General features: G+C 71.1%; 21 protein-coding genes. 11 read left to right on the top strand and 10 right to left on the bottom strand.

All coding sequences use genetic code 11. From position 1 onward, the window contains the following. Positions 1-92 precede the first annotated feature (92 nt). The 4 genes from argJ to AC0IWM_RS04515 all read left to right on the top strand — a co-directional run bounded on the left by argJ (position 93) and on the right by AC0IWM_RS04515 (position 4,177). Positions 93-1,343, top strand: coding sequence for a bifunctional glutamate N-acetyltransferase/amino-acid acetyltransferase ArgJ (gene argJ, locus AC0IWM_RS04530; RefSeq protein ID WP_471753269.1), 1,251 nt, complete (start codon positions 93-95; stop codon positions 1,341-1,343). Beyond that, positions 1,340-2,074: an SIMPL domain-containing protein gene (locus AC0IWM_RS04525; protein WP_471753268.1), complete on the top strand. Its 735-nt coding sequence runs from the start codon at positions 1,340-1,342 to the stop codon at positions 2,072-2,074. Before argJ ends, AC0IWM_RS04525 begins: the two co-directional genes overlap by 4 nt. Then, complete coding sequence (gene mutT / locus AC0IWM_RS04520) at positions 2,071-2,499, top strand: 8-oxo-dGTP diphosphatase MutT (protein WP_471753267.1); 429 nt, start codon at positions 2,071-2,073, stop codon at positions 2,497-2,499. The genes AC0IWM_RS04525 and mutT overlap by 4 nt, the downstream gene beginning before the upstream one ends. 64 nt (positions 2,500-2,563) lie before the next feature. Next, on the top strand, positions 2,564-4,177 hold the full coding sequence (locus AC0IWM_RS04515) for a DUF6880 family protein (protein ID WP_471753265.1): 1,614 nt from the start codon (positions 2,564-2,566) through the stop codon (positions 4,175-4,177). Positions 4,178-4,190: 13 nt separating this feature from the next. On the opposite strand, the gene AC0IWM_RS04510 is transcribed toward AC0IWM_RS04515, so the two are convergent. Both AC0IWM_RS04510 and AC0IWM_RS04505 read right to left on the bottom strand, forming a co-directional pair. Continuing rightward, the gene (locus tag AC0IWM_RS04510; RefSeq protein WP_471753264.1) at positions 4,191-4,550 is read right to left on the bottom strand and encodes a DUF427 domain-containing protein; all 360 of its coding nucleotides are present in this window, start codon (positions 4,548-4,550) and stop codon (positions 4,191-4,193) included. 10 nt (positions 4,551-4,560) lie between these two features. After that, positions 4,561-5,439, bottom strand: coding sequence for a methyltransferase domain-containing protein (locus tag AC0IWM_RS04505; RefSeq protein ID WP_471753263.1), 879 nt, complete (start codon positions 5,437-5,439; stop codon positions 4,561-4,563). 118 nt (positions 5,440-5,557) lie between these two features. Between AC0IWM_RS04505 and AC0IWM_RS04500 the strand changes: the two genes are divergently transcribed. Both AC0IWM_RS04500 and AC0IWM_RS04495 read left to right on the top strand, forming a co-directional pair. Beyond that, positions 5,558-5,788, top strand: a complete 231-nt coding sequence (locus AC0IWM_RS04500) for a hypothetical protein (RefSeq protein ID WP_056466319.1) — start codon at positions 5,558-5,560, stop codon at positions 5,786-5,788. 49 nt (positions 5,789-5,837) lie between these two features. Then, positions 5,838-6,602 (top strand): ComF family protein, encoded by a 765-nt coding sequence (locus tag AC0IWM_RS04495; protein ID WP_471753262.1) that lies wholly within the window; start codon positions 5,838-5,840, stop codon positions 6,600-6,602. A 58-nt stretch (positions 6,603-6,660) separates the two neighbouring features. Here the strand turns inward: AC0IWM_RS04495 and AC0IWM_RS04490 are convergent, their stop codons facing one another. The 3 genes from AC0IWM_RS04490 to AC0IWM_RS04480 form a co-directional block, all read right to left on the bottom strand. Then, the gene (locus AC0IWM_RS04490; RefSeq protein ID WP_056466318.1) at positions 6,661-7,917 is read right to left on the bottom strand and encodes an MFS transporter; all 1,257 of its coding nucleotides are present in this window, start codon (positions 7,915-7,917) and stop codon (positions 6,661-6,663) included. Between the two features lie 330 nt (positions 7,918-8,247). Beyond that, positions 8,248-10,998, bottom strand: coding sequence for a PAS domain S-box protein (locus AC0IWM_RS04485; RefSeq protein WP_471753261.1), 2,751 nt, complete (start codon positions 10,996-10,998; stop codon positions 8,248-8,250). Between the two features lie 187 nt (positions 10,999-11,185). Beyond that, entirely contained in the window at positions 11,186-11,434 is a 249-nt protein-coding gene (locus tag AC0IWM_RS04480) for a hypothetical protein (protein WP_471753260.1), read from the bottom strand. A gap of 336 nt (positions 11,435-11,770) precedes the next feature. On the opposite strand from AC0IWM_RS04480, the gene AC0IWM_RS04475 reads away from it, so the two are divergent. After that, positions 11,771-12,694, top strand: a complete 924-nt coding sequence (locus AC0IWM_RS04475; protein ID WP_056466309.1) for a L,D-transpeptidase — start codon at positions 11,771-11,773, stop codon at positions 12,692-12,694. A gap of 98 nt (positions 12,695-12,792) precedes the next feature. Here the strand turns inward: AC0IWM_RS04475 and AC0IWM_RS04470 are convergent, their stop codons facing one another. The 3 genes from AC0IWM_RS04470 to AC0IWM_RS04460 form a co-directional block, all read right to left on the bottom strand. Further along, positions 12,793-12,987, bottom strand: coding sequence for a hypothetical protein (locus tag AC0IWM_RS04470; RefSeq protein WP_056466305.1), 195 nt, complete (start codon positions 12,985-12,987; stop codon positions 12,793-12,795). A gap of 171 nt (positions 12,988-13,158) precedes the next feature. Beyond that, a complete protein-coding gene (locus AC0IWM_RS04465) occupies positions 13,159-13,536 on the bottom strand; it encodes a DUF6481 family protein (RefSeq protein ID WP_471753259.1) in 378 nt (125 codons plus the stop codon). Between the two features lie 119 nt (positions 13,537-13,655). Further along, positions 13,656-13,865 (bottom strand): cold-shock protein, encoded by a 210-nt coding sequence (locus AC0IWM_RS04460; protein WP_055947623.1) that lies wholly within the window; start codon positions 13,863-13,865, stop codon positions 13,656-13,658. A gap of 459 nt (positions 13,866-14,324) precedes the next feature. On the opposite strand from AC0IWM_RS04460, the gene AC0IWM_RS04455 reads away from it, so the two are divergent. Further along, on the top strand, positions 14,325-15,335 hold the full coding sequence (locus AC0IWM_RS04455; RefSeq protein ID WP_471753258.1) for a helix-turn-helix domain-containing protein: 1,011 nt from the start codon (positions 14,325-14,327) through the stop codon (positions 15,333-15,335). Positions 15,336-15,355: 20 nt separating this feature from the next. Here AC0IWM_RS04455 and AC0IWM_RS04450 read toward each other — a convergent pair whose 3' ends face one another. Further along, positions 15,356-17,986 (bottom strand): bifunctional acetate--CoA ligase family protein/GNAT family N-acetyltransferase, encoded by a 2,631-nt coding sequence (locus tag AC0IWM_RS04450; protein WP_471753257.1) that lies wholly within the window; start codon positions 17,984-17,986, stop codon positions 15,356-15,358. 197 nt (positions 17,987-18,183) lie between these two features. Here AC0IWM_RS04450 and AC0IWM_RS04445 point away from each other — a divergent pair, with 197 nt between their 5' ends. The 3 genes from AC0IWM_RS04445 (at position 18,184) to AC0IWM_RS04435 (ending at position 21,026) form a co-directional block, all read left to right on the top strand. Then, positions 18,184-18,795, top strand: coding sequence for a class II aldolase/adducin family protein (locus tag AC0IWM_RS04445; protein WP_471753511.1), 612 nt, complete (start codon positions 18,184-18,186; stop codon positions 18,793-18,795). A 582-nt stretch (positions 18,796-19,377) separates the two neighbouring features. Continuing rightward, a complete protein-coding gene (locus AC0IWM_RS04440; RefSeq protein ID WP_471753256.1) occupies positions 19,378-19,872 on the top strand; it encodes a Ros/MucR family transcriptional regulator in 495 nt (164 codons plus the stop codon). A 347-nt stretch (positions 19,873-20,219) separates the two neighbouring features. Further along, positions 20,220-21,026 (top strand): restriction endonuclease, encoded by an 807-nt coding sequence (locus AC0IWM_RS04435; protein WP_471753255.1) that lies wholly within the window; start codon positions 20,220-20,222, stop codon positions 21,024-21,026. On the opposite strand, the gene zwf is transcribed toward AC0IWM_RS04435, so the two are convergent. Further along, on the bottom strand, positions 21,006-22,532 hold the full coding sequence (gene zwf, locus AC0IWM_RS04430; protein WP_471753254.1) for a glucose-6-phosphate dehydrogenase: 1,527 nt from the start codon (positions 22,530-22,532) through the stop codon (positions 21,006-21,008). The two genes, AC0IWM_RS04435 and zwf, sit on opposite strands and share 21 nt — an antisense overlap. Positions 22,533-22,650: the final 118 nt, after the last annotated feature.

Below are 22,650 nucleotides of genomic sequence, written 5' to 3'. Positions count from 1 at the left end.
ACGCTCGTCGCGGTTGACGAAGGCGGCGCGGGCGGGGCAACACCGGCCACGCCGCGCGCCCGAGACGGCCGCAGAGAGCCGGAGCCTCGTCCATGTCGTCTGCCAAGAGCCCCCCCGTCTCGCCGCTGGCGCCCCTGACCCAGCCGCAGCTGCCGGCGATTCGCGGCGTCGGGCTCGCGACCGCGCAGGCGGGCATCCGCTATTCCGGCCGTACCGACGTGCTCTACGTGGCGCTCGCCGCGGGCACGCAGGCCGCCGGCGTGTTCACCCGCTCGAAATGCCCCTCGGCCGCGGTGGATTGGTGCCGCGAGGCGCTGGGCAGCGCGGGGGCCCGCGCCCTCGTGGTGAATTCCGGCAACGCCAACGCCTTCACGGGCCTGCGCGGGCGCGAGGCCGTGGCGCTGACGGCCCGAATCGCCGCCGAGGCGGCGCAGTGCCGGCCCGAGGAGATCTTCATCGCCTCGACGGGCGTCATCGGCGAGCCCCTGGACGCCACCAAGTTCGAGAGCGTGCTCGCCGATTGCGCCGGCCGGACCCAGGACGGTGCCGAGGCCTGGGCGGCGGCGGCGCAGGCGATCATGACCACCGACACCTTCCCCAAGCTCGCCACCCGCCGGGCCACGGTCGACGGCGTCACCGTCACCCTCAACGGCATCGCCAAGGGCGCCGGCATGATCGCGCCCGACATGGCCACCATGCTGAGCTTCGTCTTCACCGACGCCACCCTGCCGCAGGACGTGCTCCAGGCACTCCTCTCCGCCGGCACGGCCACGAGCTTCAACTGCGTGACCGTGGACGGCGACACCTCCACCTCCGACACCCTGATGCTGTTCGCGACGGGCACCGCCGGCAACGCCGCGATCTCCACCGCCGACGATCCGCGCCTGTCCGCGTTCCGCGCCGCCCTCGACGACCTCCTGGTGGAGCTGGCCCAGCTCGTCGCCAAGGATGGCGAGGGCGCCCGCAAGTTCGTCACCGTGCGGGTCACGGGCGCGACCAGCGACGCCTCGGCCCATCGGATCGCCATGTCCATCGCCAACTCGCCCCTGGTGAAGACCGCCATCGCGGGCGAGGACGCCAACTGGGGCCGGGTGGTGATGGCCGTCGGCAAGGCCGGCGAACCGGCCGACCGCGACCGCCTCGCGATCTGGTTCGGCGACGTGCGCGTCGCCCGCGAGGGCGCCCGCGACCCGGATTACAGCGAGGACGCTGCGAGCGCGGTGATGCGCGAACCCGACGTCACCGTGCGGGTCGACCTCGGCCTCGGCGAGGGCAGCGCGCGCGTCTGGACCTGCGACCTGACCAAGCTCTACATCGAGATCAACGGAGATTACCGCTCATGAGGCGCGCCGGAGCGTTCGCCCTCCTCGCGCTGGCGCTGCTCGGCGCCGGTGGCGAGGTGCGGGCCGAGGACAGGCCGGGGCCGGCCGAGGGCCGGATCAGCGTCGTCGGGCGCGCCCGCTCCGAGGTGGCGCCGGACTTCGCCTCGGTCGAGATCGGCGTCGAGGCCAAGGGCGCAACCCCCGCCGTCGCCCTCGACGGCGCCAGCACAGCCGCCAAGGCCATCCTGGTCCTGGCCGCCGAGTTTCAGGTGCCGGAGGCGGATCTCGGCACCTCCGCCGTGACGCTGCAGCCGGTCACCCGCTCGGTCCGCCAGGCCGACGGGACCTTCACCGAAAAGCCGGACGGCTACCGGGCCAGCAACACGGTGCGGGTGCGCCTCGCCGATATGGGCCGCCTCGGCGACCTGATGCGCCGGGCCCTCGACGGCGGCGCGAACCGCATCGACGGCGTCAGCTTCGGCCTGCGCGATCCCGATGCGGCCGAGAGCGCCATGCGCAGCGCGGCGATGAAGGACGCGCGGGCCCAGGCCGAGCGGCTGGCCGAGGCGGCCGGCGTCGCCCTCGGGCGGGTGGTGTCGATCCAGTCCCCGGCGGCGGGCAGCTCCCCGCCGGTCGCCTTCGCGGCGCCCGCCCCGATGCGGGCCAAGCGGGGCGGCGCTCCGGTGCCCCTCGTCGCCGGCACGATCGAGACCGCCGCCGACGTCGCCGCGACCTTCGCGATCGCCCCGTGAGCGCCGCGGCGGCCGCGCCCCTGCGCATCCTCCTCGTGGTCGCCGTCGCCCTGGTCGATGCCGACGGACGCGTGCTCCTCGCCCAGCGCCCGCCGGGCAAGCAGCTCGCCGGCCTGTGGGAATTCCCGGGCGGCAAGGTCGACCCGGGCGAGCGGCCGGAGGAGACCCTGATCCGCGAACTCGCCGAGGAGCTCGGCATCAGCGTGCAGGAGGCCTGCCTCGCCCCCCTCACCTTCGCGAGCCACGCCTATCCGGACTTCCACCTCCTGATGCCGCTCTACATCTGCCGGCGCTGGGAAGGCCTGCCGCGCCCCCTGGAAGGCCAGACCCTCAAGTGGGTGCGCCCGCGCGACCTCAAGGACCAGCCGATGCCGCCGGCGGATGCGCCGCTGATCCCCTTCCTGCTGGATCTGCTCGGCCCCTGATCCACTTCTGGGAGACAGATCCCCGGCGGCGCGACCCGCCCCGCCGGGAGAAGGAGCGCGGCGCATGGCACGCAGGGCAGCGGCGAAACCGGCGACGAAGGCGGCTGCCGGTCGGCCGCCCGTCGTCGGCAGGCCCGACGCCGGCAAGTCCGGAGATGGCAAGTCCGGAGATGGCAAGTCCGGAGATGGCAAGTCCGGAGATGGCAAGTCCGGAGATGGCAAGTCCGAAGCTACCAAGTCCACCCCGGCCAAGCCGAAGCGCGCATCGCGAAAGACCACGCCGAGCCCCGAGACCCTGACCGAACTCGGCCTGGAGCGCGTGATCGGCCTCGTCCTGTCCGAGACGGCGCGCAACCCGACCTTCAAGAAGCTGGTGACCGCGGCGGTGGCGAGCCTGCAGGGGCCGGACGCCATCGCGGCGCTGATCGACCGGCGGCTCACCGCCCTGGAGCGGGGCCAGGGCTACATCGACTGGCAGAAGCAGCGCGCCTTCGCGGCCGACCTCGACGCCATGCTCACCACCGTGGTGACCGAGCTCGCCGCCCTGGATCCCCGATCGGCCCTCGACCGGCTGATCCGCTTCCTCGGGGGCGCCGGCGACGTCCTCGGGCGCGCCGAGGATTCGAGCGGACGCATCCACGGCGTCTACGAGCGCGCGGCCGATGCGGCCGCCGCGCTGATCGTCGACCTGCCCGCGGAGGAGGCCGCGGGGGTCGCCACCGGGCTGGTGACCCGCCTTCGCGCGGACGGCCACGGCTTCGTCGAAACCCTGATGCACGATCTGATCCCGCGGCTTCCCGAGGGGGCGCTGGCACCCCTCGATGCCGCCCTCGCGGAGGCTACGCCCCCGGCTCCGGAAGGCCGGACCGGCGGACAGAAGGCCTGGGCGTCCCAGCTGGCCCGCAGCCGCCTCGTGCGGATGCGCCAGGCCCTGGCCGACCGGGCCGGCGACGTCGATGCCTTCATCGCCTTCGAGCAGGCGGTGTCCCCCGAGCAGCCGGACCGGGTGCGGATCGCCGAGCGGCTGCTGGCGGCGGGCCGGGCGGCGGAGGCGCTGGACTGGATCCGCCGGCCGCAGAAGCGCGGGCCGGTGGTGGTCACCCGCGAGGCCCTGCTCACGGGGCATTTCGACCATGACGCTCCGGAGCGGGCGCGCCAGGCCGTGGAGATCCGCATCCTCGACAGCCTCGGGCAGACCGAGGCCGCACAGGCCCTGCGCTGGGAGGCCTTCAGGCGCAACCTCGATCCGGCGATGCTGCGGGCCTACCTCGCCAAGCTGCCCGACTTCGAGGACGACGAGGCGCTGGAGCGCGCCTTCGACCATGCGATGGCCCATCCGGACCGCTACCGAGCGCTGGCCTTCCTGACCCACTGGCCGAATCCGACTCGTGCCGCCCGGCTGGTCATGGCCCATCGCGGCAGCTGGGACGGCACCCGCTACGAGATCCTGGCGCCCGCCGCCGAGGCTCTGGAGCGGACCCAGCCGGAGGCGGCGGCCGAGCTCTACCGCCTGCTCATCGATTCCATCCTCGAGCACGGGCGCAGCGCCGCCTACGGTCACGCCGCCCGCTACCTCGACGCCCTCGAGGGCCTGACGGAGGATCCGGAGGCCTACCGCGGCACGCTGCGCCGCCTGCACGGGCGCAAGGCCGCGTTCTGGTCCCAGGTTCGGGACTGAAGGCCGCGCTCCGTCAGGCTTGCTCGATCGGATCGATCCTGTCCGGGTAGAACGCGAGATGGCCGGCGATGGCGGCCACCGCCGGATAGGGCGCCTCGTAGCTCCAGACCGCGTCCGGCCGCTCGGCCTCCGGTGTGGTCAGCGTGAAGTAGCTGGCATCGCCCTTGTACGGGCAGTGGCTGCGGCGGGCGCTCGGGGCGAAGTGCTCCCAGCGGGCGTCGGCCCGCGGGACGTAGAAGACCGGCGGATAGTCCGCCTCGGTGAGCACGAGGGCGGACTCGGTCTCGGCGAGGAGCGTCCCCGCGAGCCGGATCCGCAGCCGGCCCGGATGCGGCGCGATGGTGATCGGATGGTCGGGTCCGGGCTGTCTCATGGTTCGCGTCTCACGGGTTTCGTCCTTCGGGCTTGCGTTCGGTGGTGCCCAGGGCCTCGGCGAGGCGCGTCTGGGCGCTGCCGGGCTTCAGGGGCTTCTGCTGGCTCTCGTGCGGAGCCCAGCCCGAGAGCCACAGGATCTCGAAGCTGGCGCGGATGCGCCCGTCGGGATCGGCGAAGCGCTCGGCATAGAGGGCGGCGGCACGCAGGAGCGTGTCGCGGCGCAGGGGGGTGCGGCGGCGGTCGACGAGGACGTTGGTCAGCCCCATGGCGCGCAGGTCGTGCATCAGCGCGAACGGGTCGCGGTAGCGCACCGTGACGGTCTCGACATCGGTGACCGGCAGGGCGAAGCCGGCCCGCTGCAGCAGGCTGCCCATCTCGCGGACCTCGGCGAAGGGGGCGACGCGCGGGCTGACACCGCCATCGACCTCGCTCTCCGCCTGCCCGAAGACCTGCCGCAGCTCCGTCAGGGTCCGGCCGCCGAGGAGGCAGCCGACGAACAGCCCGTCGGGGCGCAGGGTCCGGCGCAGCTGCGCCAGGGCGCCGGGCAGGTCGTTGACGTGCTGCAGGGCGAGGAGCGAGACGGCGAGGTCGAACCGGCCCGGCGCCAGCGGCAGGGCCTCGGGGTCGGCGAGAACCGCGCCGGTCTCCGCGCGGGGCGCGAGCCGGGTGAGGTGCCCGACCCGGCCGGAATCGCGCAGGCGCTCGGCGGCGAGCGACGACGGAGTGCCGAGATCGACGGCCTCGGCAAAGGTCCGCAGCACCGCCCCGAGGCGGTCCTCCAGATCGTCGACGACCCTGCGCAGCAGGAAGTCGGCATAGCCGGCCCGATGGGCACGGGCGAGGCGGCGGCGGGCGAGGCCCGTATCGAACAGCGGTGGCGCGGTCATCACGATCTAGATGGCGCGCCGGGATCGTGCGCGCCAGCGGCAAAGGGGACGGAACGTGACTCCGCCCCTCGCTGTTGAGGCCCAGCGATTCGACGACGAATCGAGGAGATCAGACGCCATGAAGTCCATTCTGTTCGGCGCGGCCCTCACCCTCGCGGGGATCAGCCTCGCCGCCACCGGCGCCGAGGCCAAGGGCTGCATCAAGGGTGCCCTCGTCGGCGGCGTCGCCGGCCACGTGGCGGGCCATGGGGTGCTCGGCGCCGCGGCTGGCTGCGTCGTCGGCCGCCACCAGGCCAACAAGCGCGACCGCGAGCAGAACCAGGCTCAGCCGCAGCAGCAGGCCCGCTGAGCACAATCACAGATCGTATCCCGGCGATGCGGGTGGTAGGGTGGCCGTCATGGCTCCCGTCGCCCGCCTCGTCGCGCTCCGACTGCGCGCCTCGCTTCGAGGCGCGCTCGCGTTGGTCTATCCGCCGACCTGCCCGGGCTGCGGCGGCGCCATCGCCGACCCGCACGCCCTCTGCGCGCGCTGCTGGTCGGGTCTGCGACTGATCGAGCAGCCGTGCTGCGCCCGCTTCGGCACGCCCTTCGGCATCGACCACGGCACCGGCACCCTGCTCTCCCCGCGCGCCATCGCGGATCCGCCGGTCTTCGGACAGGCGCGGGCGGTGGCCCTCTACGAGGGCGTCGCCCGCGACCTCGTCCACCGCCTGAAATACGAGGACCGCCTGGATCTCTGTCCCGTGCTCGCCGGGATGATGGCGGGCGCCGGCGCCGACCTCCTGACCCGGGCGGATTGCCTCGTGCCGGTGCCGCTGCACCGGTGGCGCCTGTGGCGGCGGCGCTTCAACCAGGCCGCCCTCCTGGCGCGGCGGATCGGCCGCATCGCCGGGCGGCCTGCCGAGCCGGGCTACCTCGCCCGCGTGAAGGCGACGCGCCCGCAGGTGGGCCTGAGCCGGGTGGCCCGGGCGACGAACCTCCAGGGCGCCTTCCGGGTGCCCAAGGCGATGCGGCCCCGATTGCAGGGCCGACGCCTCCTCCTGATCGACGACGTGATGACCACCGGCGCGACGGCCAACGCCGCCGCGCGGGTCCTCCTGCGCGGCGGCGCGGCTTCGGTGGATGTCCTGACCTTCGCGCTGGTGGCGGAGGAGATCGGCTGAGCGCCGGACCCGAAGGCCGGACATCGTCCGCCCGGGGCGTCCCGGCCGGCGCCGCCGCTCAGGCGGTGAGCGGATCGAGGCGGCCGGCCTCGGCGCGCTCGGGCGTGCTCGGCGCCAGCACCTTGCCGCGCGGGCCGACCCAGGTCCCGACCCATCTGCGCTGCCACACCAGCAGGCAGACCAGGACCAGGGCGGCGAAGACCGCGTAGCCGACGAAGCCGAGGGCGAAGGAGCCGGTATACTGCTTCGACAGGCCCATCACGTTGGGCAGGATCGCGCCGCCGAGGGCCCCGACCTCGCCGATCATCGAGCCGGCCACCGCCGTGTTGGCGGGCCAGCGTAGGGGCACGAGCTGGAACAGGGCGCCGTTGCCGGCCCCGAGGGCAGCGAAGCACAGCATGAACAGCGCCGTGGTCAGCGCCAGCGAGGGCGAGGCCGTGAGGAGCAGGAACGAGCCGACGGCGGCGAGCAGCACCACCGACAGCACCAGGATGCCGCCGAGCCGGTCGGCGAAGTAGCCGCCGACGACGCGGATGCCGGAGCCCATCAGGGCCGCCAGCATGGTGAGGCGGCCGGCCTCGACCTTGGTCACGGCGAACTGCTCGTAGAAGAAGGTCGGCAGGAAGTTCGACAGACCGATGAAGCCGCCGAAGGTGATGATGTAGATGAGGTTGAAGGCCCAGCCGTCCTTCTGGAACAGGCAGGAGACGTGCTCCTTGAAGGACTGGTGCTCGGCGTCCGGCGGTTCCTTGGCGAAGACGATCATCACGATCAGCGGGATCGCCATGACGCAGCCGGCAAAGCCGTAGACGGTCTGCCAGCCATAGGCCTGGGCCAGGGGCGGCGCGAACAGCACGGCGAGCACGGTACCGGAATTGCCGGCTCCGGCGATGCCCATCGCGAGGCCCTTGTGCTCCTTGGGGAACCAGCCCGAGCCGAGGGACAGGGCGACGCCGAAGGAGGCGCCGGCGATGCCGAGGAGCACGCCCATGGCGAGCACCTCGTCGTAGGTGTTCACGTAGAAGAAGCCGAAGGCCATCGCGAACATGATCACCGTCATCTCGGTGATCGCGGCGTTCTTGCGGCCGATATACTGGGCCAGGATCCCGAGCGGGAAGCGCATGATCGCGCCCGCCAGGATCGGCAGCGAGATCATGAACCCGGTCTGGGCAGGGGTCAGCTTGTAGGTCTCGGTGATGAACGGACCCATGGCGCCGTTGAGCACCCAGATCGCGAAGCAGAAATCGAAGTAGAGGAAGGCGGCGAACAAAGTCGGAGGATGACCGGATTTCATCACGGTCTTGAAGCTGGCCATGGAGTGCGTCTCGAGGTTCGCGGCCGCAGGGGCCGTTCATGCCAAGGGATCCGGACTCACGCCGTCCGCGTGCGGAGCGCCTTTGCTCCGCGTGTCGCCGACCGGCGACGAATCGGGCCAAGCACCGAACGTGCCAGAGCTTCGGACGCCGTCCCCGCCCACGCCTGCCCGATCCGCAGGCATCCGATTGCCGTCGGCAGCGGCGCCCGGCTGCCGCACGAGGCGGCACTGCCCAGGAAACGCCCTGGATTCGCGGGTCTCGGACTCAGGCGGGCCTCGGACTCAGGCAGGCCTCGACTCAGACAGGCTTGGGCTCAGACAGGCTTGGGCTCAGCCGTCGGCCTGGAAGGCCGCCAGGGGTGCGCTGATGACGCAGGTGACGCCGTCGGCGGGGAAGTCGAGGGCGATGGTGCCGCCGACCTGCCCGGCGAGCCCGCGCTCGATGAAGCGCGAGCCGAACCCCTTGCGGGTCGGCCGCGTCACCGGCGGGCCGCCGATCTCGGCCCAGGAGAAGGCGAGGCTGGGCTCGCCGGCCTCGTCGCGCACGTCCCAGCGGATCGCCACATGGCCGTTCTCCTCGGAGAGCGCCCCGTACTTGGCCGCGTTGGTGGCGAGTTCGTGCAGCATCAGCGCCAGCGACAGGGCCGGCTTGGCGCCGATCTCGAGTTCGGGTCCTTCGAGGCGGAAACGGCCGTCCCGGTCCTCGTGCAGCTTCAGGGCCCCGCGCACCACCGGGCCGATCAGGGTGCTGCCGAGGGCGCCTCCCATCAGGAGGTCGTGCGCCTGACCCAGCGCGATGAGGCGGCCGGCGAGCACCTCCTTGGCCGTATCGACGTCGACGGCCGTGCGCATGGTCTGGGTCGCGATCGACTGGACCATGGCCAGCAGGTTCTTCATGCGGTGGCTGAGTTCGCGGTTGACCAGTTCCTGCTGCTCCTCGGCCCGCAGGCGGGCCACGGCGGCGCGGGTGCGGTCGACGACGTTGCGCACGAAGTCGAGGATGTCCGGCGTCCAGTCGCGCCACTTCGAATCGTGCAGGCAGAACACCGCCACGAGCTGCCCGCGCTCCATCAGCGGCAGGTTGATCACCGTGCGCACGTCGAGGGCGCGGAAGGCCGCCGACCGGTCCGCGGTGCGCGGATCGGTCTCCACGTCCGCGATGACGACGGCCAGCCCCTGGCGCAACTCCGGCAGGTAGGAGCCGTAATCGGCGTAGCGATGGCGGCCGACCAGGGTGCCGGCCCCCGGCAGGGTCCAGTCCCGGACGATGTCGAGATAGGCCCCGGAATCGTCGAGCACGCCGTAGGCCGCGCGGGTCAGCCCGAGGGTGCGGCCGGCGATCTCGGCGGCCACGAAGGCGATCTCGCCGGGGTCCTGCAATTCGCGCAGGCGTTCGCCGAGCTCAACCAGGGCCGCCTGGCGCTCCTCGGCCCGCTTGCGTTCGGTGATGTCCACCGAGGCCCCCGGAAACCGCAGCGGCGTCCCGTCGGCGGCCCGCACCAGGCTCCCGCGGGCGATCACCCAGCGATGGGAGCCGTCCGGCTGGAGGATGCGGTACTCGCAGGCGAATTCCTTGGCGCCCGCGAAGAGGCGGTCGAGCTCGGCCTGGAACCGCGGCATGTCGTCGGGATGGAAGTTGCGGATGTAATCCGCCAGGGGCGCCCCGAGGGCGGCGCGCTCGGGATCGACGGTGTAGATCCGGGCGAAGTTCGGATCGGCGTAGATCACGTCCTCGCGCAGGTCCCAGTCCCAGGTGCCGATCATGCCGGACGCGTTGAGGGCGAGGCTCAGGCGCTCCTCGCTCCGGCGCAGGCGGGCATTGGCCGCCTTGCGCTCGGTGATGTCCGTCAGGGTCAGGACGGCGCCCTGCACCACGCCGTCCTCGACGATGGGCGCGTTGTTGGTGATGACGGCGATGGGCGAGCCGTCCTGTCGGAAGAAGGTCGCCTCGCGGTCGCGCAGGGCGACGCCGCTGCGCAGAGACCGCACGACCTCGCACTCCTCCCGCGGGAAGGGCCGGCCGTCGGGGTGGTGGTGATGCGCCGTGTCGTGGAGGTTGCGGCCGATCAGGCTGCCGCGGGGCCAGCCCAGCATCGCCTCGGCGGCGGGATTGGCGAAGGTGACGACGTCGTCCTCGCTCAGGCGGACCACCGCCTCGCTGAGGTGGTCGGTGACGGTCTGGAGCAGGGCCGTCTGCTTGCGCAGGGCCTCGGTGGCCCGGCGCTCGGCCGTGCGGTCGCGCAGGATCTTGAGGTAGCCGATGTGGTAGTCCGCCTCGTCCCTGAGGGGCATCATCTCGCCCATGCCCCAGAAGCGCGAGCCGTCCTTGCGCAGGTGCCAACGCTCGTCGTTGGCCCGGCCGAGCTCGCGGGCGACCCGCATCTCGTGCTCGGGCACGCCGCGCGCCCGGTCCTCCGGCGTGAAGAAGAGGTCGGCGGGCCGACCCATCATCTCGGCCTCGCTCCAGCCGAGGACGCTCTCGGCCCCGACATTCCAGCTCGTGATCCGGCCGGCGAGGTCCAGGGTGACGATGCCGTAATCGATGGCGCTGCCGATGATCGCCGCGTTGTGCCGGTCGCTCGCGCGGCGTTCCTTCAGGGCGCGCCGCAGGCCGAGCTCGGTCATGACCCGACCGGCCAAGGTGCGCAGGATGAAGCCCTGCGCCTCGGTCAGCTCGCGCGGCTTCGTGTCGAGGACGCACAGGGTGCCCAGGGCCGTTCCCTCCGGCGTGCGAAGGGGCATGCCGGCATAGAAGCGCACGTGCGGCGCACCGGTGACGAGGGGGTTCGCGTCCGTGCGCGGATCCCGGGTGGTGTCGGGAATGACGAAGAGGCCGTCCTGCTGCACCGCGTGGGCGCAGATCGACTCGGTGAGGGAGGTCTCGGGACGCGGGAAGCCGACCCTGGCCTTGAACCACTGACGGTCGGTATCCACCAGCGAGATCAGGCAGACCGGCATCTCCAGCATCCGGGAGGCCAGCGTGACGATGTCCTCGAACGCGTCCTCGGGGGCAGTGTCCAGGATGTCGTAGCGCGCGAGGGCCTCGGGCCCCGTCTCGGGCGCGTCGCCGATCCTACTCAAGCATTCCTCCGGCCACGCTCCCGCCGACGCGCCTTGCCCCAACCGAGGTGGCCGTTCCCACGATCCGACGCGTGGCCCGACCAGCTTTAACCAAGCCCAGGCGATTGTCCTACGCTCAAGCGCGCACGCGGCATCGATTTCGCGTGAGCCCCTCCTGCGCGGCGCGGATCGCGGCGCCCGTCTCCGGTCACCGGCAGACCGTGACGCCGCGGACCACCCAGCCCTCCCCGGCCTGCCAGAGCTTGCGACGGGTGCGCTGGCAGGTGGGGTTCTCCGGCTCGGTCGAGGTCCAGCTCGTCACCGGTGCGGCCGGCTCCGGCGCGGGTGGGGTGCGGCTGCGGCCGGCCTGGCTCTCGCCAGGCACCAGGGTGACGAGCAGCAACGCCGCGAGCGCCGCATGGGGCGCGCGGTTACGGGGACGCGGAGGGACCGGCACGGGTCGCGTTCCATGTATTCGAGAAGGGGGGTCGGCGTGTGAGCAGCTATGTCGGCACGGCCCGGGATTTTGCAACCGGCCTGCAACCGGATCGCGGCACGGGCCACCATTTTTTCTTCGACATGGTGAAAGCGCGATACCGTCGTATTCGCACGGGTCTTCGAAAGGTTTGCCGGATGGTTTCTAGAGGCGGTGATTGTGCCCGCACTGCATCGCCCGCGAACTTTAGCGCCCTTGCAGGGCTGCCCTTCGTCCGCACGACGTGACGGCCCTGCGTCGACTTGCTAGGCCCGGGCTCGAACGACCCTTCTCTGACGACTTCCCGAGCACCGCCCCATGTCTCACACGACCCGCCGCACGCTTCTCTCCGGGGCGACGACGAGCCTCGCGCTCCTCACGCCCGTCGGGTCCGCCCTCGCGCAGGGACGCGGCCTCTTCGGCGGCGCCATCGACGGCGATGGCGCCTACGACGACGAGCGCCTCTATCGCGACGAGGACGGGCGGCTCTACCGGCGCCGGGGCGGCCAGTACGTGCCCTACTCCGAGCGCGGGGCCGAGCGCGATCTCGACCCGGTGCGGAGCCAGCGCGGCCGGCCCGCCGTGGCGGACGATCCGGATGCGGACCTCTACGCCCCGCGCCAGGTGCCGCCGGCCTCGGCCCAGCAGGCCGCGCCGGCCAAGCCCGTCGACAACGGTCCCATCGACTTCAACCGCGCCTACGCGGCGATCACCGACGAGCCCTTCCCGGTCTATGCCTTCAACTGGCGCAAGGCGAACCCGTCCTTCCTGCGCCAGGAGGTCGCCTATACGGGCTCGGAGACCCCGGGCACGATCGTGATCGATCCCCGGGCCCACCACCTCTTCCTCGTCCAGCCGAACGGCCGGGCGCGACGCTACGGCGTCGGCGTCGGCAAGCAGGGCTTCTCGTGGTCCGGCGCCTCGACGGTGAACTCGAAGCAGATGTGGCCGGACTGGTATCCGCCCAAGGAGATGATCGCGCGCACGCCGAAGCTGGCGCGCTCCGTGTCCCAGCTCCAGAGCGGTCTCGGCGTACCCGGCGGCGCGCGCAATCCCCTCGGCGCGCGGGCGCATTATCTCTGGCAGGGCAACAAGGACACCCTCTACCGCATCCACGGAACCCTCGAGCCGGAATCGATCGGCAAGAGCGTCTCGTCGGGCTGCATCCGGATGATCAACCAGGACGTCATCGACCTCTACGGCCGGGTCGAGATCGGCTCCCGCGTGGTGGTGCTGGGCTGACGCGAACGGCCTCCCCCTCATGGTGTTGAGGGGGAGGCCGTTGCCGTCGAATCTCGCTGGAATGAGCCGCGCCTGCGCCGGGCGCGGCGGCGCGCCCCTCAGGCCTCGGTGATCTCGCCCTCGCGCACCGCGCGCTCGCTGCTGCCGGATTTGATCCGGTAGAACGGCTCGCCAGTCTGGTCCTCGGGAACGAGGCGGATGATCTCGAAGACGTCGGTGATGTCGGTCTTCGGGGCGGTATAGCCGATCTGGGCGCGGCGCACGCGCTGGCCGATCTTGAACTTGTGGGACATGGCGCTGGTCTCCTCGGTGGAGGTCTGGCGGACCGGGGTCGCGCCAAGGGTGGTTCCGCCGGCCGCGGCGGACCCGGTGATGCGAGCCCGTCCCGTGGGACGCGCCGTCGGACGGGTTCGCGCCGAACCCGCCGCGTCTCGTTGCAGGATCACAGGATCCCGCTGCCGTGCTTAACGGCGCGCCTTGGCCTTGCGGGCCGCGTAGCGTGCATCGCGCTGGGCCTTCTGCTCCAGGCGGGCGGCAGCGGCCTGGGCAACCTTCTCCTCGGCGGCGCGGACTTCCTCGGCGGCCTGACGCTCGCGATCGGCCTCGGCCTCGGCGGCGCGCTGAGCCTCAGCCTCGAGCCGGGCCTGCTCGCGAGCCGCTACGCGAATCTCGCGCTCCCGGGCGATTTGCGCCCGCTCCGCCTTGCGGGCGACCACGACCGGATCATCCGCTGCCGGGCGGTCGCGGAAGCGGGCCAGCGCCGCGGCACGGGCTTCGGTCGCGGCCTTGAGGCGGTCGGTCATCGAGTTCGGGTTGAATTGGCTCACACAGGATCCTGTCATGCGGGAGGCCGCCCTCGGCGCGCTCCCCTGGAATCGGGTCTCAGAACACGAGCAAGCCGCCTCCCGTTCGGGAAGCGGCTCTCGAAACAGGTCGGGCTCCACGTGGGAGCCCGCCGTGATCAGACGGTCTGGAGGCTGCCGGCGGACTGCTTGCCGCTGCGCTTGTCGGTTTCCATCTCGTAGGAGACCTTCTGGCCTTCCGCGAGGCCGCGCATGCCGGCGCGCTCGACGGCCGAGATGTGCACGAACACGTCGCTTCCGCCGTTATCCGGCTGGATGAAACCGAAACCCTTTGTCTCGTTGAACCACTTAACAGTACCGACAGCCATCGTATTCCTTCGCCCTTGCGGGCTTCATCTACCGGAGGTCCACGCGATCATGCGCGGCCGTCTCCGTCATCAATTCAAGACATGAGAATCCCTGGCTCGATTTCATAAACGAAACCGCGCCGCCGAGGTTCTGCCGTTGAATTGATATCGAATATGTACGCGCTCAGCCGCCGATTAGCAAATCGAAAGTCAAATCAGGCGCCGCCTTCCGCGAATTTCGATGGAAAAAGGTGCGGCGACGGCAGGTTGTCGATCGCGATCTCCTCGGCAATTCCAGCGTAAATCCGGGTCACGCCGCGTCCTGGGCACCGATCCCGCGGTCCGGGCAGCCGGATCAGACCACACCGACCGCGCGCCGGGACTGTCTCCGCGCGAATCGATCCGGCCACGGCGGCGGAACCGGAGGATGCGAACGTCATTGACCACTCCGACCCTTCGCCCACAGTCGTGATCCCAGCCTTGCAAGACTCGCTTTCGGACCAGCATGTCAAAGACGGGACCTTCCCCCTCCGGCAGGTGCGCTTCTCCAGTCACGACTATCCCGAGGCCGACGCCGCACAGGTCTACCAACTGATGTTCGCCAGCTCGGCGCTGGTGACACCGCTGGTCACGCCGTTCCATGTGGAGATCACCAGTTTCTGGTCGGAGCACCTGCGCTTCCATTTCATGGACGGAATCCCGTTTGTCTTCCATCGGCCGGCGCAGAAGCTCGGCTATGACGGCCTCGACGCGATCGTCCTGCAGCATGTCGAGACGGGCGACATCATCGGCAACTTCGACGGCCAGGAGGTGCGGACCGGGGCCGGCTCGGTCTACGTCATCGACTTTTCGCGTCCGACGATCATTCGCGACGCCCAGGGCATCCCGCGCCAGCGGCGCAACTTCGTCGGCATGCCGCGCGCTTTCGCCCGGCGCTGGTTCGGCCCCCTGGACCGGCTCCACGGCCTCGTCATCCCGCCGGATGTCGCCGCCCCCTACACCACGCATCTCCTGCGGATGCGCGAGCGCCTGCCGCGCCTGACGGCCCTCGATGCCGAGACGATGGCCCACACGGCAACGCTGATGGCCCAGGCCGTCACGGCCGCCCTCGGGCATGGCACATCGCTCAGCGATCCGGCCCGGCTCTACCAGAAAGCCCGTCTCTATATCGAGGCGAACCTCGGCAACCCGGACCTGAGCGCCGCCGAAGTCGCACGGCGCATCGGCGCCTCGCGCTCCAAGCTGTTCGCGATGTTCCAGCCGATGGGTGGGGTCGAGTGCTTCATCCGCACGGCCCGGCTCGAACGGATCAGGGAGGCTCTCGGCGCACCGGCCCAGCCGCACCCGATCGCGGTGCTGGCCGAGGAGGTGGGGTTCCGCAGCGCGGCCCAGCTCAGCCGCGTGTTCCGGCAGCATTACGGGATGACGCCGTCGCAGTTCAGCGCCAGCGCCGATCCCGGCGGCGTCCGGCGGATCGCCGAGCGGGCCTGAGGCGGATCGGGCAGCCGCCCCTACAGGGCGAGCGAAACCTTGATCACGCCGCCATCCTCCTTGTCCGGCCGCGCGGTGAAGCCGAGCTGGCGGCAGACCGCGAGCATGGGCCTGTTCTCGCGCAGCACCGTCCCCTCGACCCTTGAGAGGCCCTCCACGCGGGCCCAGTCGATCATCAGGCTCATCAGGGCGTGGCCGAGGCCGGTGCCCTTGCGGTCGCCGCGGATCAGGATCGCGTACTCGCCGCTGTCGTGATTGGCGTCGGCATGGAGCCGCACGGCACCGAGCATCATGCCGGTGGCGGCATCGATGGCCACGAAGGCGATGGCGCGGGCGTAGTCGAGCTGGGTGAGCTTGGCGAGGAAGGCGTGGTTGAAGTCCCGCACCGGCGCGAAGAAGCGCAGGCGCAGGTCCTCGGCGCTGACCGACTGGAAGAAGGTGAGGAACAGCGCCTCGTCCTCCGGCCGCACCGGACGCACCGTGATGGTCTCGCCCCGGAGGTGGAGGGTGCGCTCCCACTCCACCGGATAGGGGCGGATCGCGAAGCGCGGATGGTAGGCGCCCCGGGCGCGCCGTCCGGCCACGGCTTCGGGCGCCACCATCACGCGGGCATCGAGGGCGAGCGCGCCGGTCTCGTCGGCGAGGAGCGGGTTGATGTCGAGCTCGCGCACTTCCGGACAATCGGCGGCCAGCTGCGCGAGCTTCACGAGGACCAGCGCCACCGCGTGGCGGTTCACCGCCGGGACGTCGCGATAGGCCGCCAGGCGCCGGGCGACGCGGGTGCGGTCGATCAGCTCGGAGGCGAGGCGCAGGTCGAGGGGCGGCAGGCCGAGGGCCCGGTCGTCGATGACCTCCACCGCCGTGCCGCCGCGCCCGAACACCACCACGGGCCCGAAGGTCGGGTCCTCGGCGAGGCCCGCGATCAGCTCGCGCTGCTTGCCGCGCCGGATCATCGGCTGCACCGCGAAGCCGGTGATCCGCGCCTCCGGCGCCAGCCGGCGGGCGCGGGCCAGGATGTCGGCGGCGGCCGCCCGCACATCGGCCTCGGCGGTGAGGTCGAGCCGTACGCCGCCGATGTCGGACTTGTGCACGATGTCCGGCGAGACGACCTTGAGCGCCACGGCGCCGCCCCGGGCGATGATGGGCCAGGCGGCCGTCGCGGCGGCATCGATGTCGGGGGCGAGCGTCAGGGGCACGCTGTCGATGCGGTAGGCGGCGAGGAGGTCGGCCACCGCCACCGGATCGAGCCAGGTCTGGCCCTGGGCCACCGCTCGGGCGACGACGGCACGGGCCGCCGCGACGTCGGGCGAGAAGTCGCGCGGCAGCGAATCGGGCGTGCGCATCAGGTCGTCCTGCGCCTCCCGGTAGCGCACGAGGTGCAGGAATCCCTCGACCGCGGCGTCGTCGGTGGAGAAGCGCGGGATGCCGGCGGCGGCGAGGCGGCCGACGGCCTCGGCCTCCTCGCCGATCGTGACCGCGAAGACCGGTTTCCTGCGCGCACCGCTGCGGCGGATGCGGGTGACGGTGTCGGCGATCGCCGCGGCGACCTCGGTGCCGTCCGAGCGCGCCGTCGGCACGTGCACGGCCAGGACCGCGTCGTTGCCGGAATCCGCCAGCAGCGGCGCGAGGGCCTCGGCATAGTCCGCGGCTCCGGCGGCGACGCCGAGATCCACGGGATTTCCCAGCGTCCCGGCCGCCGCGAGCGTGCCGCCGCGATCGGCGAGGCGGTCGGCCGCCAGGGCGCCGATGCCGCGCCCGTTGCCGAGGATCGCGAGGCGGTGGCCCGGGAAGGGGCGCTGGCGCCCGAGGGTCTCCACGGCGGAGAACATCGCGTCCAGGCTCTCCACCGAGAGCAGGCCGGCACGCCGGAACGCGGCCTCGTAGACGGTGTCGGGTCGGGCGAGCGCGCCCGTATGGGTCGCGGCGTGGCGGGTCGGCGCCCGGTGGCGCCCCGCCCGCAGAACCACCACCGGCTTGGCGCGCGCGGCGGCCCGCGCCGCCGACATGAACTTGCGCGCATCGATCACCGCATCGAGGGAGAGCAGGATCGCGCGGGTGCGGATGTCGGCGGCGAAGTGGTCGAGGCAGTCCGCCACGTCGATGTCGCAGGCGATGCCGAGGGAGAGCACCGCCGAGAAGCCCACATCCCGGCGCGCCGCCCACTCGACGATGCCGGCGGCCACGGTGCCCGACTGCGAGACCAGCGCCAAGTCGCCGGCCTTGGGCGCCCGCGCGAGAAGGCTCGCGTCGAGCAGCGCGCCCGGCACGGACAGGCCGATGCTGCCGGGGCCGAGCAGGCGCAGGCCGTGGCGGCGCGCTTCCGCCCGGGCCGCCTCGCAGACGGCGTCGCTGACGTCCGGCGTCAGGATCACGGCGCTGGCCGCGCCCCGTCGCCCGGCTTCCGCGACCCGATCGGGGATCTCGGCGGCGGGAGTCGCCAGGATCACGAGGTCCGGCGCCTCCGGCAGGCCGGCGAAATCCGGGACCATTCCGGCCGCCATGTCCGGTCCGAGCCGGTGGATCGGCCCGGGAAAGCCGCCGCGGCGCAGGTTGGCCAGGACGGCCTCGGCCAACCCGTCCGGCCCCGCCTCGAGACCGGCCAGGGCGATCGCGCGCGGGGCGACCAGCGCCTCGAAGCGGTACGTACTCATCAGGCGGGACGCCTCTGCTCGGGTGACGGGGCCACCGCCCCTGAACCGGGCCGGACGGCGAGCGCATCCGGCAGGCGGTGTTATAGACCGCCCGCGCCCGACCGGTAGGGCGCTCGCGCCCGGAGACCCGCATGGCGAAGCCCCTCACCTCCCCCGAAGCCGCGGATGCGGCGGCCCGCGCCGGCATCGTCGCGACGATGCGCGACCTCATCACCCTCGGGCTGAGCCAAGGCACTTCCGGCAACGTCTCGGTGCGGGCAGGCGCGGGCTTCCTCGTCACGCCGTCCGGGATCCCGGCCGAGTCCCTGGAGCCGGCGGACATCGTGGCGATGGACTTCGACGGCGGCCACGCGCACCCCCTCGCGCCTTCGTCCGAATGGCGCTTCCACCGCGACATCCTCGCGGCGCGGCCGGAGATCAGCGCGGTCGTGCACGCGCACCCGACCCACTGCACCGCCTTCGCGATGTGCGGGCAGGAGATCCCGGCGGTGCACTACATGATCGCGGCCGCCGGCGGCCCGACCGTGCGCTGCGCCCCCTACGCCCCCTACGGCACCGAGGCCCTGTCCGCCGCGGCCCTCGCGGCCCTGGAGGGGCGGACGGCCTGCCTCCTGGCCAATCACGGCATGATCGCCATCGGCGCGGACCTTCCGAAGGCACTCTGGCTCGCGGTCGAGATGGAGGCCCTCTGCCGACAATACGCGGTGGCATTGCAGGTCGGGACGCCGATCGTCCTGGCGGACGACGAGATCTGGCGAACAGTCGAGCGGTTCAAGTCCTACGGTCCGCGCAACCGAAGCGATGACTAACCTGGTGCGAGACGACTTGGGCGCGTGCCGAGATCATCCGTTTCGGCTCATTCACATCGCCCCGACATAAATCTTTGTGGGAAAATGCGCACCGATAGGACAGAAATTCTGCCCTATCGCGAGCCTGCACGCGCAGGAACGCAATAGAATTTTGTATTCAAGAGCTTTTTTAGTCCTTCGCCCCGTTTTGCGAGATTGCGGCGCAATAGACCTTCTTCGTATCAGATCTAGCGCTGCATCTGATCCCTATCAGTTCAATCTAGGCATTCAGTAAAATAAATTTTACCGCCTGGCTCTAGCGACATATAGGCGTTGGATAACGATCCACCGAACTCTGTGCAGAAAGGTAGAAAATTGAGCAAAATCAGTCTGGATTTTCGGAATGGCTATTGCTGCTGATCTATTCCAGTTCAACAGCAAGATACCGGACGCGAGCTTTACGACACCTGACTGGGCTCTTGCGTTTTGCTTGTCTTCATCATAGCTACCGACAAGTCACAACCATCCCGCTACATCCCAAACCTCCGAAACAGCGGATCGCCCTGGGGGTGGCGGTAGCCGAAACGCAACGAGAGAGTCAGAATGAGCGCTGAGAACGGACCCCTGCCGGACTACATCGAACTCGCGGCGGACATCGTATCTGCATTTGTGAGCAACAACTCGGTTCCGATCGCGGACCTGCCGGCTCTGATCGGCTCGGTCTACCTCACCCTCGGCAAGCTGAATCAGGTCGGGACCGAGGAGAAGGCAGAACCCCTGACCCCCGCCGTCTCGATCAAGCGCTCGATCACGCCCGACTTCATCGTCTGCCTGGAAGACGGGAAGAAGTTCAAGTCGCTCAAGCGCCACCTGCGCACGCGCTACGAAATGACTCCTGAGCAGTATCGCACCAAGTGGAACCTCCCGAGCGACTATCCGATGGTCGCCCCGAACTACGCAGCTGCCCGCTCGGAACTCGCCAAGAACATGGGCCTCGGTCAGCAGCGCCGAAAGCAGGAGACCGTTCCGGCCGCCGAGATCGAGGCTGCCGCACCGGCCCCGCGCGGACGCCGTCCCCGGGTCGCCTCCCAGGGCTGAGGCCGGGCGCGCGATTGGCGGGCCGAGACTGACGGATCAGAGGGCCGGGGCCGGACACCCCGGCCCTCTCCGTTTTATCCACAGGTTATCCAATCTCTCTTGACCGAATGCCCGGCCCTCCGGCGAATGCTGTGCGGTCCAGAGATCAGGCCGGTATTCGCAACGGCAGGCGACCCGGCATTCACACTTCCATCCTGGCAGCGTCGGCATCGCCGAGCCGCCCGACGCGCGCGCGAGGTCCCGGGGCCGCTCTCCGTTAGAGATCGCGCAACCCTCCGCTGGCACGGTCGCGCTCGACGATGCCGGCGGTCGGACGATCGCGGCACCCCTCGGGTTGGAACCACCGCATGTCGGGCCGATCGTGCCTCGTGGCGCGCCTGTTCTGGACTTCCGTGATCGGCGGCGGCTGCGCCCTGTGGTTCGGGCAACCCGGCGCCGTCGGCACCGGCCTCGCGCTCGCCGGCGTCCTCCTCCACCATCTCGACCGGCCGCGCCGCCTGCGCCGCCTGATCCGAAGGATCGCGCGGCCGCACGCGGCGACCCTGGCCCTGCGGCGGCGGCAGGAATGCTTCGTCGATGCCTACGGCAACCTGATCAGCGACGGATGGGAGCGCGAGCGTACCTATTTCGCGGAGCGCACCGTGTTGCCGAAGCTCGAAGCGCGTGGCCATGGCGACGCGGCGGTCGGCGCCTGGGACGAGATTCTCGCCATCATCGAGCGGGTGGCGGATGGCGTGCACTTGCCGGACGAGAGCGACGCGCCGACGGAGGGCATCGCCTACGAGCGCTACTGCGCGGAGCGCCTGCGGGAGGGGGGCTGGAACGCCCGCGCGACCCAGGCCAGCGGCGATCAGGGCGCCGACATCGTCGCCGAGCAGGGCGGGGTCCGCCTCGTGGTCCAGTGCAAGCGCTACGGGCGCCCGGTGGGCAACGGCGCCGTGCAGGAGATCGCCGCGGCGATGCGCTACTGGTCGGGCGACATGGCGGCGGTGGTCTCCAATGCCGGGTTCACGCCCGCGGCGCGAAAGCTCGCCGCCGCCACCGGTGTCCTGCTGCTGCATCACGACGCCCTCGCCGATCTGCAGCCGGCGACACCAGCGACGCCGTCGCGTGGGCGGCGGCGCCCGGCGCGTTCAACCCTCGCCGAGCGGTAGCCAGCGGTGACCCTGCGCCGCCAACAGCGCGGTCGCGCCCTCCGGGCCGTCGCTGCCGGCGGCATAGGGCTCCACCGGCGCCTCGGCCCAGGCCTCGAGCAGCGGATCGACCACCGCCCAGGCGGCCTCGATGCTGTCGGCGCGCTGGAACAGGGTCGCGTCGCCGATCAGGCAATCGTAGAGCAGCGTCTCGTAGCCGACGCTCGGCGTCTCGCGGAAGAAGTCGCCGTAGTCGAAGGCGGCTGTGACCCGGCCGAGATCCAGGCGCGGCCCGGGCCGCTTGGCATTCATGACGATGTCCATCCCCTGCTCGGGATCGATGCGGAACCGCAGGACGTCGGGCGTCACGGGCGCGTCGGGGGTCGCGAAGGGCGATGATGCCGGCGGTCGGAAATGAAGCGCGATCTCGGTGACGCGATCGGTCATCCGCTTGCCGGTGCGCAGGTAGAACGGCACGCCCTTCCAGCGCGGATTGTCGATGGCGAGCTCGAGGGCGACGTAGGTCTCGGTCCGGGACTCCTGGGCGACGTTCGGTTCGTCACGGTAGGCCGGCACCGCGTGCCCGTGCTCTTGGCCGGCACCGTACTGCCCGCGCACCGCCTGCGCGGGCTGGACCGGCTGCACCGCCTGGATCAGGCGGGCCTTCTCGTCGCGGACATCCTCGGCATCCAGGGTCCTGGGCGGCTCCATCGCCACCATGCAGAGCAGCTGGAACAGGTGGTTGGGCACCATGTCGCGCAGGGCACCGGTGGGCTCGTAGAAGGCGCCGCGCTCCTCGACGCCGATGGTCTCCGCCGCGGTGATCTCCACATGGTCGATGTGGTCGCGATGCCAGACCGGGCCGAGGAGGCCGTTGGCGAAGCGGATCGCCAGGATGCTCTGCACCGTCTCCTTGCCGAGGAAGTGGTCGATGCGGAAGAACTGGCTCTCGGCGCCCTGCTTGAGGATGCGGGCGTTGAGCGCCCGCGCCGAAGCGAGGTCGCTGCCGAAGGGCTTCTCGATGACGACCCGGCGGAAGGCGTCCGTCCCTTCCTTCAGGAGGCCGGCCTGACCCAGGGCGTCGACGATCGGTCCGAAGAAGCGGGCGGAGACCGCGAGGTAGAAGATCACGTTGCCAGACAGCGCCTGGGCGAGGCCCGAGAAGGTCTCGGCGGCGGTGAAATCGCCTTGGCGGAAGTGCAGGCGCTCGCGGACGAAGCCCCAGGCCTTGGGATCGATGTGATCGGGATGGAATTCCGAGGTGCGGTCCGTGGTGAAGGACTGCATCGTCTCGGTGAGGTTCTGGCGCCAGCCCTCGTCGGTGTTGGCGTTGTGGTCGACGCCGATGATCCGGAAACCCGGGTCGAGGAGGCCGCCGGCCGCGAGGTTGTAGAGGGCGGGCATCAGCAGCCGCTTCGTCAGGTCGCCGCCGGCTCCGAAGATCACCAGGGTGCAGGGCGGCGCCACCGGGACGGGCTGATGCCCGGGAGCCTCGGCGGGTGCTTTGGCGGGGGGTGTCTGGTCCATGGCCCACGGCCTCCACTGGCGATTGCCGCGCGGCGCGGCGGCAAAATCCGCTCGTCAACCTGCGGCGTCCGGCGACGTTCCGGCCAAGGTCGTGCCGGATCGCACGGGCTGGCCCGAT

This window comes from Methylobacterium sp. AC433 (assembly GCF_979253015.1).
The sequence above is the reverse complement of the archived record's forward strand: the minus strand, read 5'-3'. Positions and strand labels throughout refer to the sequence as shown.

Bases quoted from the DNA above. Each gene is read 5' to 3' on its own strand.
- AC0IWM_RS04460 (WP_055947623.1), bottom strand. From the start codon at position 13,865: ATGGCTGTCGGTACTGTTAAGTGGTTCAACGAGACAAAGGGTTTCGGT.
- AC0IWM_RS04445 (WP_471753511.1), top strand. From the start codon at position 18,184: ATGCGCGACCTCATCACCCTCGGGCTGAGCCAAGGCACTTCCGGCAAC.
- AC0IWM_RS04450 (WP_471753257.1), bottom strand. From the start codon at position 17,986: ATGAGTACGTACCGCTTCGAGGCGCTGGTCGCCCCGCGCGCGATCGCC.
- AC0IWM_RS04525 (WP_471753268.1), top strand. From the start codon at position 1,340: ATGAGGCGCGCCGGAGCGTTCGCCCTCCTCGCGCTGGCGCTGCTCGGC.
- AC0IWM_RS04470 (WP_056466305.1), bottom strand. From the start codon at position 12,987: ATGTCCCACAAGTTCAAGATCGGCCAGCGCGTGCGCCGCGCCCAGATC.
- AC0IWM_RS04435 (WP_471753255.1), top strand. From the start codon at position 20,220: ATGTCGGGCCGATCGTGCCTCGTGGCGCGCCTGTTCTGGACTTCCGTG.
- AC0IWM_RS04465 (WP_471753259.1), bottom strand. From the start codon at position 13,536: ATGACAGGATCCTGTGTGAGCCAATTCAACCCGAACTCGATGACCGAC.
- AC0IWM_RS04495 (WP_471753262.1), top strand. From the start codon at position 5,838: ATGGCTCCCGTCGCCCGCCTCGTCGCGCTCCGACTGCGCGCCTCGCTT.
- AC0IWM_RS04505 (WP_471753263.1), bottom strand. From the start codon at position 5,439: ATGACCGCGCCACCGCTGTTCGATACGGGCCTCGCCCGCCGCCGCCTC.
- AC0IWM_RS04510 (WP_471753264.1), bottom strand. From the start codon at position 4,550: ATGAGACAGCCCGGACCCGACCATCCGATCACCATCGCGCCGCATCCG.
- AC0IWM_RS04475 (WP_056466309.1), top strand. From the start codon at position 11,771: ATGTCTCACACGACCCGCCGCACGCTTCTCTCCGGGGCGACGACGAGC.
- AC0IWM_RS04440 (WP_471753256.1), top strand. From the start codon at position 19,378: ATGAGCGCTGAGAACGGACCCCTGCCGGACTACATCGAACTCGCGGCG.
- AC0IWM_RS04500 (WP_056466319.1), top strand. From the start codon at position 5,558: ATGAAGTCCATTCTGTTCGGCGCGGCCCTCACCCTCGCGGGGATCAGC.
- AC0IWM_RS04490 (WP_056466318.1), bottom strand. From the start codon at position 7,917: ATGGCCAGCTTCAAGACCGTGATGAAATCCGGTCATCCTCCGACTTTG.
- zwf (WP_471753254.1), bottom strand. From the start codon at position 22,532: ATGGACCAGACACCCCCCGCCAAAGCACCCGCCGAGGCTCCCGGGCAT.
- AC0IWM_RS04515 (WP_471753265.1), top strand. From the start codon at position 2,564: ATGGCACGCAGGGCAGCGGCGAAACCGGCGACGAAGGCGGCTGCCGGT.
- argJ (WP_471753269.1), top strand. From the start codon at position 93: ATGTCGTCTGCCAAGAGCCCCCCCGTCTCGCCGCTGGCGCCCCTGACC.